We start from the raw sequence: 15,063 nt of genomic DNA on the forward strand, positions 1-15,063 counted from the left end.
TTCAGCCAGTAGCGCGCTGCTGGCTTTCGGGAAAGCGGTGGGGTGCCTGGATCCGGTTTTGCAGGGTATTGGCGAAGGCGCGGGCCTCGGCTTCACTGCGGAAGGTAAAGGCATCGTGGTCCAGGCGCACCTGCCATTTGTTGCCTTGGGATTTTGCTAACGCTTTTATCAGGATCTTCATTGCTGACTTCCTCACGTAAAAGATTGCGTGGCAAAGGCGGCCAATATAAACCCGAATACGCTCACAAATATGACAAGGATCAAGTGTCTGACTAGCGGTGCCGTCCGTTACCTACAACGATAGCGGACGACACTCACAGAGCCCGCGTCTTAGAAGCCTTCCAGCACAATCTTGCCCTTGGCCTTGCCGCTTTCCAGCAACCCGTGGGCGCGGCGCAGGTTCTCTGCGTTGATCACGCCGAAGTGTTCGCCCACCGTGGTTTTCAGGGTGCCGGCGTCGATCAGCTCGGCCACGCGGTTGAGCAGGTTGTGTTGCTCGATCATGTCGGCAGTCTCGAACATCGACCGGGTGTACATGAACTCCCAATGCAGCGACAGGCTCTTGCGCTTGAGCTTGAGCACGTCCAGCGACTTGGGATCATCGATCAATGCCAGTTTGCCCTGGGGCACAAGGGCTTCGACCAACTGGTCCAGATGCTGGTCGGTCTGGGTCAGGCTGGCGACGTGGGTCACCTGCGGGTGGCCTGCGCGCTTGAGTTCTTCGCTCAGGGGCTGGCTGTGATCGACCACCAGGTCGGCCCCCAGGTCCTTGGCCCAGGCCTGGGTTTGCGGGCGCGAGGCACTGCCAATGACCTTGAGCGCGGTGAGTTGCGCCGCCAGTTGGGTGAGGATCGACCCCACGCCACCGGCAGCGCCGACAATCAGCAGGCTCTGGCCTTGATCGGTCTTGCCTTCAGGGACTTGCAGGCGTTCGAACAGCAGTTCCCAGGCGGTGATAGCGGTCAGCGGCAGGGCAGCGGCTTCGGCAAAACCCAGGCTCTTGGGCATATGGCCGACGATGCGCTCATCCACGGTGTGCAGCTCGCTGTTGCCGCCCGGGCGTGTCAGGGAGCCGGCGTAGAACACCTTGTCGCCGGCCTTGAACAGTGTCACTTCGCTGCCGACGGCCTTGACCACGCCCGCAATGTCCCAGCCCAACACCTTGGCCGCGCCGTTTTCCGGGGCGACGTTCTGGCGGATCTTGGTGTCCACCGGGTTGACCGAGATGGCTTTGACTTCTACCAGCAGGTCGCGCGGGCCGGCCACCGGCTCAGGCAATTGGATATCTTGCAGGGACTTGGGGTCGTTGATTGGCAATGCGGCGTAGTAGGCGATGGCTTTCATGACGAGTTCCAGGGTGTGTGGAAGGGAATAGGTGGATCATTGGCTATTTCTCTTGCAGATAAAACCCGCTAAAAGAGCAGTCTCTTTCAATATATTTTTGATAATTAGTCGGGGCGATGCTCATGCTGCGTTTTGATGATTTGCAGTTGTTCGTGCGTGCGGCGGATTTGGGCAGTTTGTCTGCCGCCGCCCGGGTCATGGATATGTCGGCGGCGGTAGCCAGTGCCGCGTTGAAACGCATCGAGCAACAATTGGGTGCGCGCTTGCTGGCTCGCTCCACCCGCAGCCTGCGCCTGACCGCCGAGGGCGAGGGCTTCTTGCAGTACGCCCGTGGTGCCTTGAGCCAACTGGATGAAGGCCGGCGCCTGCTGGCCAGCGGTCAGGATCATGTCAGCGGAGTCTTGCAGCTGTCGGCGCCTTCGGACTTCGGACGCAACCTACTATTGCCGTGGCTCGACGAGTTTCAACGTGAGCACCCGCAATTGAGCGTACGCCTGCTGCTGGGCGACCGGATCGCCGACCTGTTCCGCCAGCCGGTGGATATCGCCTTGCGCTACGGCGAACCCGAGGACTCGAGCCTGGTGGCTTTGCCTGTGGCGCCGGACAATCGCCGGGTGCTGTGCGCGGCGCCCGGCTACCTGGCCCGCCATGGCGAGCCGCGCCACCTGGAGGAGTTGGCCCAGCACAATTGCCTGCTTTACATGCTCGGCAGCCGGGTGCACGACCATTGGAGCTTTCGCGATGGCAAGCGGGAAATCAGCCTGACCGTCACCGGTGACCGCTTCAGTGATGATGCCGATGTGGTGCGGCGCTGGGCCGTGGCCGGGGTGGGCATTGCCTACAAGTCCTGGCTGGATGTCAGCGCCGACGTGCTGGCCGGCCGTCTGCAGTTGCTCTTGCCGGAGCTGCAGGGTGAGCGCACACCGCTCAATCTGCTGTGCGCCCACCGCGCGCAATTGAGTAAACCGATCAATCTCCTGCGAGAAATGCTCGTGGCACGTTGTGGGAAGTTGAGCGCGCAGTTGCCTGAACGGCGAGGGACTACGCAATAACCCCAGGGGATTCAGGAAATTTCAGGCAGTTGCTGTAGCTGATTTGGCTGTAAGACGCCACGGAATCTGCTGCTTACACACTTATACTTTTGCGCGGAATGGAGCAGACCAACGATTCAACAGGGAGTGAGTACATGGAACAGGCACCTTGCATCAGCCAGATCGCCACCTTGCTGGCCGACCCTAAGCGCACCGCGATGATCTGGGCATTGATGGACGGCTCGGCCAAGCCGTCTGAAGAACTGGCGATGTTGGCTGGGTTATCGGCGTCATCGGCCAATGCGCATCTGGCGCGGTTGGCGGCGGGTGGATTGCTGCGTATTGAAGCCCGTGGGCGCAAACGCTTCTTCCGCATGGCGGCGGCGGATGTGGGCGCGGCAGTCGATGCGTTGGCCAGTACCACAATTGCCAGTGTGGCGCGCATTGCGCCCAGCCGGCCGGTGGCGGCGTTGCTGGCGCCGGCAGCGTTGCGCCAGGCGCGGCTGTGCCATGACCACTTGGGCGGGGAAATGGCGGCGGCACTTTATCAACGCATGCTGCTGGCGAAGTGGATCGAGCGCTACGAACAGCGGATCCATGTGACGCCCCTGGGCGCACGGCATTTGGCCGAGCACGGCATTTTTACCCAGGCCTTGGCCCATCAGGGTTACTCGACGCTGGCTTGCGACTGTTTTGACTGGAGCGAGCAGCAGCCGCACCTGGGTGGGGCGCTGGGGGCGGGATTGTTGCAATTGTTCATGCAGTCGCGCTGGTTGAAGACAATCAACGAGTCGAGCGCACTGCAGGTCACCGAGACCGGGCGCCTGGAAATTGCCCGGATAGCGGCTGTGTAGGAGCCGGCAAGCCGGCTCCTGCCTGGGTTGCTTACGGCTTGATCAGGCGTGCATCCAGGCTGTTTTGCGCCAGGCGGCTGGCCTGGTCTTGGGTCATGCCCAGCGAGGTGTGCAACGCGTGGAAGTTCTCGGTGACATACCCGCCGAAGTACGCCGGGTCATCCGAGTTCACCGTGACCTTCACCCCACGCTCGAGCATGTCGAGGATGTTGTGCTGGGCCATGTCGTCGAACACGCACAGCTTGGTATTGGACAGTGGGCACACGGTCAGGGGGATCTGCTCGTCGATGATCCGCTGCATCAGGCGCTCGTCTTCGATGGCGCGCACGCCATGGTCGATACGCTGGATCTTCAGCAGGTCGAGGGCTTCCCAGATGTACTCCGGCGGGCCTTCTTCGCCAGCATGGGCGACGGTCAGGAAACCTTCGCCACGGGCGCGATCGAACACGCGCTGGAACTTGCTCGGCGGGTGGCCCATTTCCGAGCTGTCCAGGCCCACGGCGACAAACGCATCACGGAACGGTAGCGCCTGGTCGAGGGTTTTTTCGGCTTCTTCTTCGCTCAGGTGGCGCAGGAAGCTGAGGATCAGGCCGCTGGTGATGCCCAGTTGCTGCTCGCCATCTTTGAGCGCGCTGGCGATGCCATTGAGCACCACTTCAAACGGGATACCACGGTCGGTGTGGGTCTGCGGGTCGAAGAACGGCTCGGTATGAATCACGTTCTGCGCTTTGCAACGCAGCAGGTAGGCCCAGGTCAGGTCGTAGAAATCCTGGGAGGTGCGCAATACATCGGCGCCCTTGTAGTAGAGGTCGAGAAACTCTTGCAGGTTATTGAAGGCGTAGGCCTTGCGCAGGGTTTCGACGTCGTTCCACGGCAGCGCGATTTTGTTGCGTTCGGCCAGGGCGAACAGCAGCTCGGGCTCCAGCGAACCCTCCAGGTGCAGGTGCAGTTCGGCCTTGGGCAGGGCGTTGAGCCAGTCGTACATGTGTGCGTTCTCATCAGGTGCAATGGCGGCATTCTACAGGCCAGGGCACAAATAATCGGTAAAACCTGACCGAGCGGTAAGCATTGTTCGTGCCTGCGGCAATGGGTGAATGAACTAAGGTGTAACGAAACGTTAGCGAATCGCCGCAGTCTGTACCCCATCAATGACTGAATCGCCGCTCGAAAAGGCCCGCAATGCTCACATCCCTCAAGCAAGAAAAATTCATGTGGCTGGCGCTGATCGCCGCCATCGCGGCCTACCCGCTGGAGCACTGGCTGCTGCACAGTGGGCAGGTGACGGCACTGCTCGGTGGCCTGGTGCTGATCGGTTTTATCGTCATGGCGTCGATGCGCGTGGCCCACCACGCCGAACTTCTCGCTGAAAAGGTCGGCGACCCCTACGGCACCATGATCCTGACCCTCGCGGCAGTGCTGGTGGAAGTGGTGATCCTGGCGATCATGATGAGCAACGAGGCGTCGCCGACCCTGGTGCGCGACACGATTTACTCGGCGGTGATGCTGGATATCAACGGCATCTTAGGCTTGGCCGCGCTGATGGGTGGCATCAAGCATGGGGAACAGTCCTACAACGATGATTCGGCGCGGACCTACAGCGTGATGATCCTCACCGCCATGGGCGTATCCATGGTGGTACCGGAATTTATCCCCAAGGCCGATTGGAAAATCTACTCGGCCTTCACCATTGGCGCGATGGTGGTGTTGTACGCCTTGTTCCTGCGCATGCAGGTGGGGCCACACAGCTACTTCTTCAGCTACAGCTATCCGGAAAAACGTCGCAAGCCGTTGCCGGAAGAACAGGCTTCGTCGGTCAACCTGACATTCTCCATCGCAACCCTGGTGTTTGGCGTGGTGGTGATTGGCGCATTGGCCGAAGTGATGTCCAAGACCCTGGACCTTGGCCTGGAGGGCACGGGCGCGCCGCCGGTGATCACGGCGATCCTGGTGGCGGCGATTTCCGCCGCCCCGGAGATTCTGACCGCCTTGCGTGCGGCATTGGCCAACCGCATGCAGTCGGTGGTCAACATCGCGCTGGGTGCTTCGTTGTCGACGGTGATCTTGACCGTGCCGGTGATGGAAGCCATGGCGCTGTACACCGGCCAGCCGTTTCAGATGGCGATGACGCCGGTGCAAACCGTGATGGTGTTTATCACGCTGATTGTCAGCGCGATCAACCTCAACGATGGCGAAACCAACGCCATCGAAGGGATGACCCATTTTGTGCTGTTTGCGACCTTTATCATGTTGTCGCTGCTGGGCGTGTAGTCAGCCGGCGATCAACTGCCGCGCCGCCTGGCTGTGATCGGCGATCAGGCCCTTGAGGTCCATGCCCTCGATTTGCCCCTCGATCACCCGCCACTTGCCGCCCACCATCACTCGATCCGCACGGTCGGCGCCGCATAGCAGCAGCGCCGAAACAGGATCGTGGCTGCCGGAGAAGCGCAGCTCATCAAGTTTGAACAGCGCCAGGTCGGCCTGTTTGCCTACCGCCAGTTCACCGATATCGCTACGGCCGAGCAACTGCGCAGAACCCTTGGTGGCCCAGCCCAGTACGCCTTCAGGGGTGATTTTTTCCGCACCGTAGCGCAGGCGCTGGATATACAGGGCCTGGCGTGTTTCCAAAATCATGTTGGAGGCATCGTTGGAAGCCGAGCCGTCCACGCCCAGGCCAATCGGCGCGCCGGCGGCGATCAGGTCCAGGGTCGGGCAGATGCCGGAGGCCAGGCGCATGTTGGAGCTTGGGCAATGGCAAATCCCGGTGCCGGCCGCGCCCAGGCGGGCGATCTCCTCAGGGTTGAAGTGAATGCCATGGGCCAGCCAGGTGCGGGGCCCGAGCCAGCCGACACTGTCGAGGTAGTCCACGGTGCGCAGGCCGAAGCGTTGCAGGCAGAAGTCTTCTTCGTCGAGGGTTTCGGCCAGGTGGGTGTGCAGGCGCACATCGAGCTGGTTGGCCAGTTCGGCACTGGCGCTCATGATTTGGGGGGTGACCGAAAACGGCGAGCAGGGCGCCAGGGCGATCTGGATTTGCGCGCCATCGCCGCGCTCGTGGTAGCGCTTGATCAGGCGCTGGCTGTCTTCGAGGATCACTTCGCCCTGCTGCACCGTCTGTTGCGGTGGCAGGCCGCCGTCGGCTTCGCCCAGGCTCATCGAACCGCGAGTGAGCATGGCGCGCATGCCCAATTCGCGCACGCTGTCGACTTGCACGTCGATCGCCTGCTCCAGGCCATCGGGGAACAGGTAGTGGTGATCGGCCGCGGTGGTGCAGCCTGAGAGCAGCAGTTCGGCGAGCGCGACTTTGCTGGCCAGGGCCAGTTTTTCCGGGGTCAGGCGCGCCCAGACCGGGTACAGGGTTTTCAGCCAGGGGAACAGCGGCTGGTTGACCACCGGGGCCCAGGCGCGGGTCAGGGTTTGGTAGAAGTGATGGTGGGTGTTGATCAGGCCGGGAAGGATCACGTGCTCGCGGGCGTCGAAGGTGTGTTCGCAGGCCAAGCTTGGTTGTTGGCCGAGGGCGAGTACTTCAACGATCACGCCGTCTTGCAGCACCAGGCCGCCACGGGCATCGAGAGCATTGGCAGTGAAAATCGCGAGAGGGTTTTTTAACCAGGTACGGGTCGCAGGCATTGGCCGGCTCCTCTGAATGATGGGTTCAGGTTTGCCAGCTCAGTGTTGCCCTGTCTGCTGATCCAGGGTCGCCGGTAAGGGCGAGGTGGGAAGTCTACGTGGAGTGAGCGGTGGGGTCTATCCACCGCTCATCTGACATCCATTTATCCTGTAGGAGCCGGCTTGCCGGCGATGAGGCCCGACAATATTGCGATGTTCTCAGTGACGCCATCGCCGGCAAGCCGGCTCCTACAGGGTGGGGTTACCAGGGAATGGTCTGGCCCTTGTAGTTGACGAAATGATGGCCGCCCTTGCCGGTGTAGGCGTTCACTTGGGCAATCAGGCCGCGCACGCTGGTCTCCACGTCCAGGTCGGCCCCTTCGCCGCCCATATCGGTCTTGACCCAGCCCGGATGCAACGACAGGACGGTCAGTTTCTGCTCGCCCAATTGCGACACAAAGCTGTTGGTCATGGAGTTCAAGGCGGCCTTGCTGGCCTTGTACAGCGCAAGGTCTGGTGCGTCGGGCATGGTCACGCTGCCCAGCACCGAGCTCATGAACGCCAGTACGCCGCTGCCCTGGCGAATCTGCGGGGCAAAGCGTTGAGCCAGGTTGATCGGCGCCACGGCATTGGTGAAAAACAGTTGGCCGACTTCGGCCTGGGTCGCGTGGCCCGGGGTCTGGTTGGCCGGGCCCTTGACGCCGGCGTTGACGAACAGCAGATCGAAGGTCTGGGTTTTCAGGCGCTGGTTCAAGGCGATGACGGCCTGTTGGTCGTCCATGTCCAGTTGCTCGATCTGTACCGGGCCCAGGTTTTTAAGGGCGTCGGCTTTTTGCGGGTTGCGCACGGTGGCGGTGACTTGCCAGCCATCAGCCAGCAATTGCTTGACCAGGCCAAGGCCCAGCCCGCGCGAGGCGCCGATGATCAGTGCGGTTTTTGGCGTAGACATGAAGGCTTCCTTTGGCGTCGGGGTTCAGTGAACAACCTTATCAGGTTCAGCGTTGCAGCAGGATTCGTCCGCGGCTCAGGTCGGCCAACTGCGTTTGCAGGGTGTCGATATGGGCTTCGCCGAGTGCCAGTTGCAGCTCCACGCCGTTTGCGGTGAAGGTTTCTTCCACCACTAGGCCACCCAGTTCGGCGACACGCAGCTTTACCAGCGTCAACTCGGCAAAGCCGCAGGCGCAACTCAAGGGCACGCGGCTGATCAGTTCGACCCGTTCGGCGTTTTGCAGGCATTTATTCGCGCCGCCCCCATAGGCCCGGGCCAGGCCACCGGTACCCAGTTGGATACCGCCATACCAGCGGACCACCAGCACCACGACCTGGTCAAACCCCTGGGCCTCGATGGCGGCCAGGATCGGTCGCCCGGCGGTGCCGCCGGGTTCACCGTCGTCGTTGCTGCGGTATTGCCCACCGAGTTTCCAGGCCCAGCAATTGTGCGTGGCGTTGAGGTCGCTGTGCTGCTCGATAAACGCCTGGGCGTCCTGCGGGCTGGTAATCGGCGCGGCATAGGTGATGAAGCGGCTTTTGCGGATTTCTTCGCGAAATTCGCAAAAGCCCGTAAGGGTGAAAGGCATTGGATCGCTTCGTTCAGAGGGCAGGCTTGATGCCACAGCCCTTGAGAATAATGTGGATAAGGTTGCTGCCGGCGTCTTCCATGTCCTGCTTGGTCAGCTTGGTGCGACCGGTCACGCGGCAGATCTGGGTCGCGAAGTCAGCGTAATGCTGGGTGCTGCCCCACAGCAGGAAGATCAAGTGTACCGGATCCACGGGGTCCATCTTGCCGGCATCGATCCAGGCCTGGAATACCGCAGCCCGGCCGCTGAACCAGGCGCGGTAGTCCTGGCTGAAATATTCGGTAAGGCATTCGCCGCCGCTGATGATCTCCATGGCAAAGATTCGCGAAGCCTGGGGCTGGCGCCGCGAGTATTCCATCTTGGTGCGGATATAGCGGGTCAGCGCCTCGGCAGGATCATCCTCGGCGGTCAGGGTGTTGAAGGTGCTGTCCCACAGTTCGAGGATATTGCTCAGCACCGCGATATACAGCCCCAGCTTATTGGTGAAGTAATAATGCAGGTTGGCCTTCGGCAGCCCGGCGCTCGCGGCGATGGTGTTCATGCTGGTGCCTTTGTAGCCATGCCGGGCGAATTCGTCTTCAGCGGCCTGGATGATCGCTTGTTCGTTCTTTTGCCGAATGCGGCTGGCGGGTTTTCCGGCGTGGCTGTTGTGGGCAGGAACTTCGAGGCTCATGGAGGTTTCCGTGCAGATCGATGAATGCGATTGCTGCACAGATAACCCACCCTCAAGCCTCAGACAAGTCCCGATACGATAAAAGCGTCAAAGCGGTTCCAGCGTGTCGTTTTCCACGAGTGGATTTGCGGCAGGCGTTGTCGCCTTGGATTCCGGCAGGATCAGGCACAACACAATCGCCGTCAGCCCGCCGCTGGTGATGGCTGAATCGAACAGGTTTTGCACCAGGGTTGGCATCAGGTGTAACAGGTTCGGTTGCGCGGCGATGCCCAGGCCGACCCCAAACGAGGTGGCGATGATCAGCATGCTGCGGCGGTCCAGCGGGGCTTGGGCCAGGATGCGCACGCCGGCGGCGGCCACGCTGCCGAACATCACCAGGGTCGCGCCGCCGAGCACCGGCTTGGGGATTTGCTGCAATACCGCGCCAATCATTGGAAACAGCCCGAGGCAAAACAGCACTACGCCGATGTACAGGCCCACATAGCGGCTGGCGACGCCGGTCAACTGGATCACGCCGTTGTTCTGGGCAAAGGTGGTGTTGGGGAACGCGCTGAAAGTGGCGGCGATCATGCAACTGACGCCATCCCCCAGCACGCCGCCCTTGAGCCGGCTTATATAGGAAGGGCCGCTGATGGGCTGGCGGGCGATCATGCAGTTGGCGGTGAGGTCGCCCACGGTTTCGATGCTGCTGATCAGATAAATCAGCGCGACCGGCAGGAAAGCGCTCCAGTCGAAGCTGAAGCCAAAATGGAACGGCGTCGGCAGGCTGATCAAGGGCAGGTCGGGCAGGGGCTGGGGCACCAGCTTGCCGCTGAACCAGGCGGCGAGGCTGCCCAATAGCAGGCCGATGATGATTGCGCTCAGGCGTACCCACGGCGTATTCGAGCGATTGAGCAGGATAATCGTCAGCACCACGAACAGGCCCAGGGCCAGGTTGGTCGGCGCGCCAAAGTCCGGCGCATTGAAGCCGCCGCCCAGGTCGGTGATGCCCACCTTGATCAGGCTGATGCCAATCAGGGTAATCACAATCCCGGTTACCAGCGGCGTGATGACCCGGCGCAGTTGGCCGATAAAACGGCTCAACACGACCTGCACCAGCGCGCCGAAAAAGCACACGCCAAAGATCATCGCCAGGATGTCTTCCGGGCTGCCGCCGCGCTGCTTGACCAGGAAACCCGCCGATAACACTGCGCCGAGAAAGGCAAAGCTGGTGCCTTGCAGGCAGATCATCCCCGCGCCAATTCCAAACGGCCTACGGGCCTGGATGAAGGTGCCGACACCGGAAACCATCAACGCCATGCTGATCAAGTAGGGCAGGTGGGCGGCCAGGCCCAGGGTCGAGCCGATGATCAAAGGCGGGGTGATGATGCCGACGAAGCTGGCGAGCACATGTTGCAGGGCCGCGAGCAATGCGGGCAGTGGTTTGGGACGGTCGTTGAGGCCGTAGATCAGGTCGCTGGCGCTGGAGGATTCTGGTGGCATGGCATGTGGACTCGGGGCTGACGGTTCATGGTCCCTGTGCCTTGCAAAAAGCTGTCCACTTGCTCAGGTTTTGTGTGGGGCCCGTATCAGCGGGTCGCGGCCAAGCTGTCGAGAAAGCTTTCCAGCACCAAATGGGGGCGGCGGCCCTTGCGGGTGACCGAAGCCAGGCTTAAATCGTAAAAACGTGTAGGCGGTTTCAGCGCACGCAGTCGGCCTTGTTGAACCCACAGGCTGGCGTAGTGGTCGGGCAGGTAGCCGATATAGCGCCCGGTGAGGATCAGGAAGGCCATGCCCTCGCGGTCGGAAGCACTGGCGGTGCAGTTGAGCGCCTGATAATGGGCCTGGATATCGGCGGGCAGGCGGAAGGTTGGTGCGATGGCGTCCTGGCTATTGATGCGGTGGTCGTCCAGTTGCTTATCGTCCGCATAAAACAGCGGATGGCCCACCGCGCAGTAGAGCAGCGAACGCTCGCTGTACAGGGGTTGGTACTCCAGGCCCGACAGTGCGCTGGCCTGGGGCACCACGCCGACATGCAGGCGCCCGTCGAGCACACCTTGTTCCACTTCGTTGGGGGCGATCATGCGGATCTGGATCTGTACGTCCGGGCCGCGTTCTTTCAACTGCGCCAGGGCATGGGTGATGCGCATATGGGGCAGGGTCACCAGGTTGTCGGTCAGGCCGATGATCAGTTCGCCGCGCAGGTGCTGGTGCAGGCCGTTGACCTCGGTGCGGAAACTCTCCAGCGCACTTAATAGTTGCAGTGCGGACTGGTAGACCTCGCGACCTTCTTCCGTCAGGGAGAAACCGGCGCGCCCGCGCTGGCACAGGCGCAGGCCCAGGCGCTGTTCGAGGTCGCTCATTTGCTGGCTGATGGCCGAACGGCCGATGCCCAGTACGGTTTCCGCCGCCGAGAAGCCTCCGCACTCCACCACACTGCGAAAGATGCGCAACAGGCGGATATCGAAGTCGCTGACTTGGGCTAGCGGGTCGGGTCGACGGCTGCTCATAGTTTAGTGAATGCCTGACTGAAGGTTAGAAGAGTTGCATTTCCTAGACTTTATCCCCGTGGCAATTTAGCTGCAACAACGCTTTTCAATCCCGACGCTGCCTTTTGCCCTGCGAGGTTTTGCTGATGAACATGCCCGAAAACGCCCCATCCACCCTGGCCAGCCAATTGAAGCTGGATGCCCACTGGATGCCTTACACCGCCAACCGTAACTTCCAGCGCGACCCACGGCTGATCGTGGGTGCCGAAGGCAGTTGGTTGATCGATGACAAGGGGCGTCGGGTCTATGACTCGCTGTCGGGGCTGTGGACCTGCGGCGCAGGGCACACGCGCAAGGAAATCCAGGAAGCGGTCGCCAAGCAACTGGGCACCCTGGACTACTCGCCAGGCTTCCAATACGGTCATCCTTTGTCCTTCCAGTTGGCAGAAAAGATTACCGACCTGACCCCAGGCAACCTGAATCATGTGTTTTTCACTGACTCCGGCTCCGAGTGCGCCGATACGGCGGTGAAGATGGTGCGTGCGTACTGGCGCCTAAAGGGCCAGGCAACCAAGACCAAGATGATCGGCCGCGCTCGTGGTTATCACGGGGTGAATATCGCCGGTACCAGCCTGGGCGGCGTCAACGGCAACCGTAAGATTTTTGGCCAGGCGATGATGGATGTCGATCACCTGCCCCATACCCTGCTGGCCAGCAACGCTTTCTCCCGCGGCATGCCGGAGTTGGGCGGTATTGCCCTGGCTGACGAGTTGCTCAAGCTGATCGAGTTGCATGATGCTTCGAACATCGCTGCGGTGTTCGTCGAGCCGATGGCAGGCTCGGCTGGTGTGCTCGTGCCACCCCAGGGCTACCTCAAGCGCCTGCGTGAAATCTGTGACCAGCACAACATCCTGCTGGTGTTCGACGAAGTGATCACCGGCTTTGGCCGAACCGGCTCGATGTTTGGTGCCGATAGCTTCGGTGTGACGCCGGACCTGATGTGCATCGCCAAGCAAGTCACCAACGGGGCGATTCCGATGGGTGCGGTGATTGCCAGCAGCGAGATCTATCAGACGTTCATGAACCAGGCGACGCCTGAGTACGCGGTGGAATTCCCACACGGCTATACCTACTCGGCACACCCGGTAGCTTGCGCAGCCGGGTTGGCGGCATTGGATCTGTTGCAGAAGGAAAACCTGGTGCAGAGCGTGGCCGAAGTCGCGCCGCACTTTGAGAATGCGCTGCATGGCCTCAAGGGCAGCAAGAATGTGATCGACATTCGTAACTACGGCCTGGCCGGTGCGATCCAGATTGCACCGCGTGATGGGGACGCCATCGTGCGCCCATTCGAAGCAGGCATGGCGTTGTGGAAGGCCGGGTTCTATGTGCGTTTTGGCGGCGACACCCTGCAGTTCGGCCCAACCTTCAACAGCAAGCCGCAGGACCTGGATCGCTTGTTCGATGCGGTCGGCGAAGTGCTGAACACGATCGACTGATTTCTCCTTCTATATAGAACAACTGTCGGGCGCGACGCGTGTCGCGCCTGTGGACAACTTTTCAGGAGCCTTGCATGAGCCTTATCCAGCATTTGATCAACGGCGAACTGGTTAACGATAGCGGTCGTAGCGCCGACGTCTACAACCCATCTACTGGCCAGGTGATTCACCAGGTGCCATTGGCCAGCCGTGAAACCATTCAACAGGCGATCGACTCGGCCAAGGCGGCATTCCCGGCCTGGCGCAATACGCCACCGGCCAAGCGTGCCCAGGTGATGTTTCGTTTCAAGCAATTGCTGGAGCAGAACGAAGCCCGCATCTCGCAGTTGATCAGCGAAGAGCATGGCAAGACCCTGGAAGACGCCGCCGGTGAGTTGAAGCGCGGTATCGAAAACGTTGAGTACGCGTGCTCGGCGCCGGAAATCCTCAAGGGCGAGTACAGCCGTAACGTCGGCCCGAACATTGATGCCTGGTCCGACTTCCAGCCGCTGGGTGTGGTGGCGGGTATTACACCGTTCAACTTCCCGGCCATGGTGCCGCTGTGGATGTATCCGCTGGCCATCGTCTGCGGTAACTGCTTCATCCTCAAGCCATCGGAGCGCGACCCAAGCTCGACGCTGTTGATTGCGCAGTTGCTGCAGGAAGCCGGTTTGCCCAAAGGCGTGTTGAGCGTGGTGCATGGTGACAAGGGCGCGGTGGATGCGCTGATCGAGGCGCCTGAGGTCAAGGCCTTGAGTTTTGTCGGTTCGACGCCGATTGCCGAGTACATCTATTCCGAAGCGACCAAGCGCGGCAAGCGTGTACAGGCGCTGGGCGGGGCGAAGAACCATGCGGTGCTGATGCCGGATGCGGACCTGGACAACGCGGTCAGTGCCTTGATGGGCGCAGCCTACGGTTCCTGCGGCGAGCGTTGCATGGCGATCTCGGTGGCCGTGTGTGTGGGTGACCAGGTGGCGGATGCATTGATCGCCAAGCTGGTACCGCAGATCAAGGCGCTGAAGATTGGTGCGGGTACTTCCTGTGGCCTGGACATGGGGCCGTTGGTTTCTGCGCAGGCGCGGGACAAGGTCAGCGGCTATATAGAAGACGGTGTGTCTTCGGGTGCTGAGCTGGTGGTCGATGGGCGTGGCTTGAGCGTTAGCGGTCATGAGGACGGCTTCTTCCTCGGTGGCTGCCTGTTTGATCGCGTGACGCCGCAGATGCGCATCTATAAGGAAGAGATCTTTGGCCCAGTGCTGTGCATCGTCCGGGTGAACAGCCTGGAAGCGGCGATGCAACTGATCAATGATCACGAATATGGCAACGGCACCTGCATCTTTACCCGTGACGGTGAGGCGGCGCGCCTGTTCTGTGACGAGATTGAAGTGGGCATGGTAGGGGTTAACGTGCCATTGCCAGTGCCGGTGGCTTATCACAGCTTCGGCGGCTGGAAGCGTTCGCTGTTTGGCGACTTGCACGCCTATGGGCCGGATGGGGTGCGTTTCTATACCCGTCGCAAGGCGATCACCCAGCGCTGGCCGCAGCGTGCCAGCCATGAGGCGTCGCAGTTCGCGTTCCCTAGTTTGTAAGGTTGGATGAGCAGAAGGCCGGCCCCTTGGGGCCGGCCTTTGCGTTTTAGGGGCTTTTTTGACCGATATGACAGAATTGTGAAAGTAACGGTTGACGGCGATTTATATCTGTCTATAATTCGCCCCACTTCCGGCGCAGTCGAAACGGAAAACTCCTTGGTAAACAAAGAGTTATGTGGTTTTCGGCAGCAGGTTGCTTCAGTTCATCGAAGCCAAAAGGAAGTTGAAAAAGAGGTGTTGACAGCAGCGTGTAACGCTGTAGAATTCGCCTCCCGCTGACGAGAGATCGAAGGCGCAAGTGGTTGAAGTTGTTGAGGAAAATCTCGAAGCTTCTGAAAATAATCACTTGACAGCAAATGAGGCTGCTGTAGAATGCGCGCCTCGGTTGAGACGAAAGATCTTAACCAACCGCTCTTTAACAACTGAATCAAGCAATTCGTGTGGGTGCT

The 15,063-nt window shown here is 60.8% G+C and carries 14 protein-coding genes; 5 read left to right on the forward strand and 9 right to left on the reverse strand.

The window, feature by feature from the left end; genetic code table 11:
* Position 1 precedes the first annotated feature (1 nt).
* Together HBO19_RS26965 and HBO19_RS26970 are read right to left on the reverse strand one after the other, a co-directional pair.
* A complete protein-coding gene (locus tag HBO19_RS26965; RefSeq protein ID WP_032859764.1) occupies positions 2 to 181 on the reverse strand; it encodes a hypothetical protein in 180 nt (59 codons plus the stop codon).
* A gap of 149 nt (positions 182 to 330) precedes the next feature.
* The gene (locus tag HBO19_RS26970) at positions 331 to 1,344 is read right to left on the reverse strand and encodes a zinc-binding alcohol dehydrogenase family protein (RefSeq protein ID WP_170058652.1); all 1,014 of its coding nucleotides are present in this window, start codon (positions 1,342 to 1,344) and stop codon (positions 331 to 333) included.
* Between the two features lie 122 nt (positions 1,345 to 1,466).
* Here HBO19_RS26970 and HBO19_RS26975 point away from each other — a divergent pair, with 122 nt between their 5' ends.
* Together HBO19_RS26975 and HBO19_RS26980 are read left to right on the forward strand one after the other, a co-directional pair.
* The gene (locus HBO19_RS26975; RefSeq protein ID WP_170058653.1) at positions 1,467 to 2,396 is read left to right on the forward strand and encodes a LysR family transcriptional regulator; all 930 of its coding nucleotides are present in this window, start codon (positions 1,467 to 1,469) and stop codon (positions 2,394 to 2,396) included.
* A 134-nt stretch (positions 2,397 to 2,530) separates the two neighbouring features.
* On the forward strand, positions 2,531 to 3,229 hold the full coding sequence (locus HBO19_RS26980; RefSeq protein ID WP_169957143.1) for a helix-turn-helix transcriptional regulator: 699 nt from the start codon (positions 2,531 to 2,533) through the stop codon (positions 3,227 to 3,229).
* A gap of 31 nt (positions 3,230 to 3,260) precedes the next feature.
* Here the strand turns inward: HBO19_RS26980 and HBO19_RS26985 are convergent, their stop codons facing one another.
* Positions 3,261 to 4,214: an adenosine deaminase gene (locus tag HBO19_RS26985; RefSeq protein WP_170042552.1), complete on the reverse strand. Its 954-nt coding sequence runs from the start codon at positions 4,212 to 4,214 to the stop codon at positions 3,261 to 3,263.
* A 194-nt stretch (positions 4,215 to 4,408) separates the two neighbouring features.
* On the opposite strand from HBO19_RS26985, the gene HBO19_RS26990 reads away from it, so the two are divergent.
* Positions 4,409 to 5,497 (forward strand): calcium:proton antiporter, encoded by a 1,089-nt coding sequence (locus tag HBO19_RS26990; protein WP_170058654.1) that lies wholly within the window; start codon positions 4,409 to 4,411, stop codon positions 5,495 to 5,497.
* Here HBO19_RS26990 and HBO19_RS26995 read toward each other — a convergent pair whose 3' ends face one another.
* From HBO19_RS26995 to HBO19_RS27020, 6 genes are all read right to left on the reverse strand, one after another.
* A complete protein-coding gene (locus HBO19_RS26995) occupies positions 5,498 to 6,853 on the reverse strand; it encodes an 8-oxoguanine deaminase (RefSeq protein ID WP_169957147.1) in 1,356 nt (451 codons plus the stop codon).
* A 241-nt stretch (positions 6,854 to 7,094) separates the two neighbouring features.
* A complete protein-coding gene (locus tag HBO19_RS27000; RefSeq protein ID WP_169957148.1) occupies positions 7,095 to 7,781 on the reverse strand; it encodes an SDR family oxidoreductase in 687 nt (228 codons plus the stop codon).
* Between the two features lie 46 nt (positions 7,782 to 7,827).
* Complete coding sequence (locus HBO19_RS27005; RefSeq protein ID WP_169957150.1) at positions 7,828 to 8,409, reverse strand: YigZ family protein; 582 nt, start codon at positions 8,407 to 8,409, stop codon at positions 7,828 to 7,830.
* 13 nt (positions 8,410 to 8,422) lie between these two features.
* On the reverse strand, positions 8,423 to 9,082 hold the full coding sequence (locus tag HBO19_RS27010) for a TetR/AcrR family transcriptional regulator (RefSeq protein WP_169957152.1): 660 nt from the start codon (positions 9,080 to 9,082) through the stop codon (positions 8,423 to 8,425).
* A gap of 87 nt (positions 9,083 to 9,169) precedes the next feature.
* Entirely contained in the window at positions 9,170 to 10,564 is a 1,395-nt protein-coding gene (locus HBO19_RS27015; protein WP_170058655.1) for a nucleobase:cation symporter-2 family protein, read from the reverse strand.
* Between the two features lie 86 nt (positions 10,565 to 10,650).
* The gene (locus HBO19_RS27020; RefSeq protein ID WP_169957154.1) at positions 10,651 to 11,571 is read right to left on the reverse strand and encodes a LysR family transcriptional regulator; all 921 of its coding nucleotides are present in this window, start codon (positions 11,569 to 11,571) and stop codon (positions 10,651 to 10,653) included.
* Positions 11,572 to 11,696: 125 nt separating this feature from the next.
* Between HBO19_RS27020 and HBO19_RS27025 the strand changes: the two genes are divergently transcribed.
* Positions 11,697 to 13,046: an aspartate aminotransferase family protein gene (locus HBO19_RS27025; RefSeq protein WP_169957156.1), complete on the forward strand. Its 1,350-nt coding sequence runs from the start codon at positions 11,697 to 11,699 to the stop codon at positions 13,044 to 13,046.
* A 74-nt stretch (positions 13,047 to 13,120) separates the two neighbouring features.
* Positions 13,121 to 14,614: a CoA-acylating methylmalonate-semialdehyde dehydrogenase gene (locus HBO19_RS27030; RefSeq protein WP_170042556.1), complete on the forward strand. Its 1,494-nt coding sequence runs from the start codon at positions 13,121 to 13,123 to the stop codon at positions 14,612 to 14,614.
* Positions 14,615 to 15,063: the final 449 nt, after the last annotated feature.

The sequence above is a fragment of the Pseudomonas sp. WS 5021 genome, from assembly GCF_012985535.1.
GTDB lineage: Bacteria > Pseudomonadota > Gammaproteobacteria > Pseudomonadales > Pseudomonadaceae > Aquipseudomonas.

What these genes read in the sequence shown, in the direction of transcription:
- HBO19_RS26965 (WP_032859764.1), bottom strand. Translation starts at nt 181, where the DNA reads ATGAAGATCCTGATAAAAGCGTTAGCAAAATCCCAAGGCAACAAATGG.
- HBO19_RS26970 (WP_170058652.1), bottom strand. Translation starts at nt 1,344, where the DNA reads ATGAAAGCCATCGCCTACTACGCCGCATTGCCAATCAACGACCCCAAG.
- HBO19_RS26975 (WP_170058653.1), top strand. Translation starts at nt 1,467, where the DNA reads ATGCTGCGTTTTGATGATTTGCAGTTGTTCGTGCGTGCGGCGGATTTG.
- HBO19_RS26980 (WP_169957143.1), top strand. Translation starts at nt 2,531, where the DNA reads ATGGAACAGGCACCTTGCATCAGCCAGATCGCCACCTTGCTGGCCGAC.
- HBO19_RS26985 (WP_170042552.1), bottom strand. Translation starts at nt 4,214, where the DNA reads ATGTACGACTGGCTCAACGCCCTGCCCAAGGCCGAACTGCACCTGCAC.
- HBO19_RS26990 (WP_170058654.1), top strand. Translation starts at nt 4,409, where the DNA reads ATGCTCACATCCCTCAAGCAAGAAAAATTCATGTGGCTGGCGCTGATC.
- HBO19_RS26995 (WP_169957147.1), bottom strand. Translation starts at nt 6,853, where the DNA reads ATGCCTGCGACCCGTACCTGGTTAAAAAACCCTCTCGCGATTTTCACT.
- HBO19_RS27000 (WP_169957148.1), bottom strand. Translation starts at nt 7,781, where the DNA reads ATGTCTACGCCAAAAACCGCACTGATCATCGGCGCCTCGCGCGGGCTG.
- HBO19_RS27005 (WP_169957150.1), bottom strand. Translation starts at nt 8,409, where the DNA reads ATGCCTTTCACCCTTACGGGCTTTTGCGAATTTCGCGAAGAAATCCGC.
- HBO19_RS27010 (WP_169957152.1), bottom strand. Translation starts at nt 9,082, where the DNA reads ATGAGCCTCGAAGTTCCTGCCCACAACAGCCACGCCGGAAAACCCGCC.
- HBO19_RS27015 (WP_170058655.1), bottom strand. Translation starts at nt 10,564, where the DNA reads ATGCCACCAGAATCCTCCAGCGCCAGCGACCTGATCTACGGCCTCAAC.
- HBO19_RS27020 (WP_169957154.1), bottom strand. Translation starts at nt 11,571, where the DNA reads ATGAGCAGCCGTCGACCCGACCCGCTAGCCCAAGTCAGCGACTTCGAT.
- HBO19_RS27025 (WP_169957156.1), top strand. Translation starts at nt 11,697, where the DNA reads ATGAACATGCCCGAAAACGCCCCATCCACCCTGGCCAGCCAATTGAAG.
- HBO19_RS27030 (WP_170042556.1), top strand. Translation starts at nt 13,121, where the DNA reads ATGAGCCTTATCCAGCATTTGATCAACGGCGAACTGGTTAACGATAGC.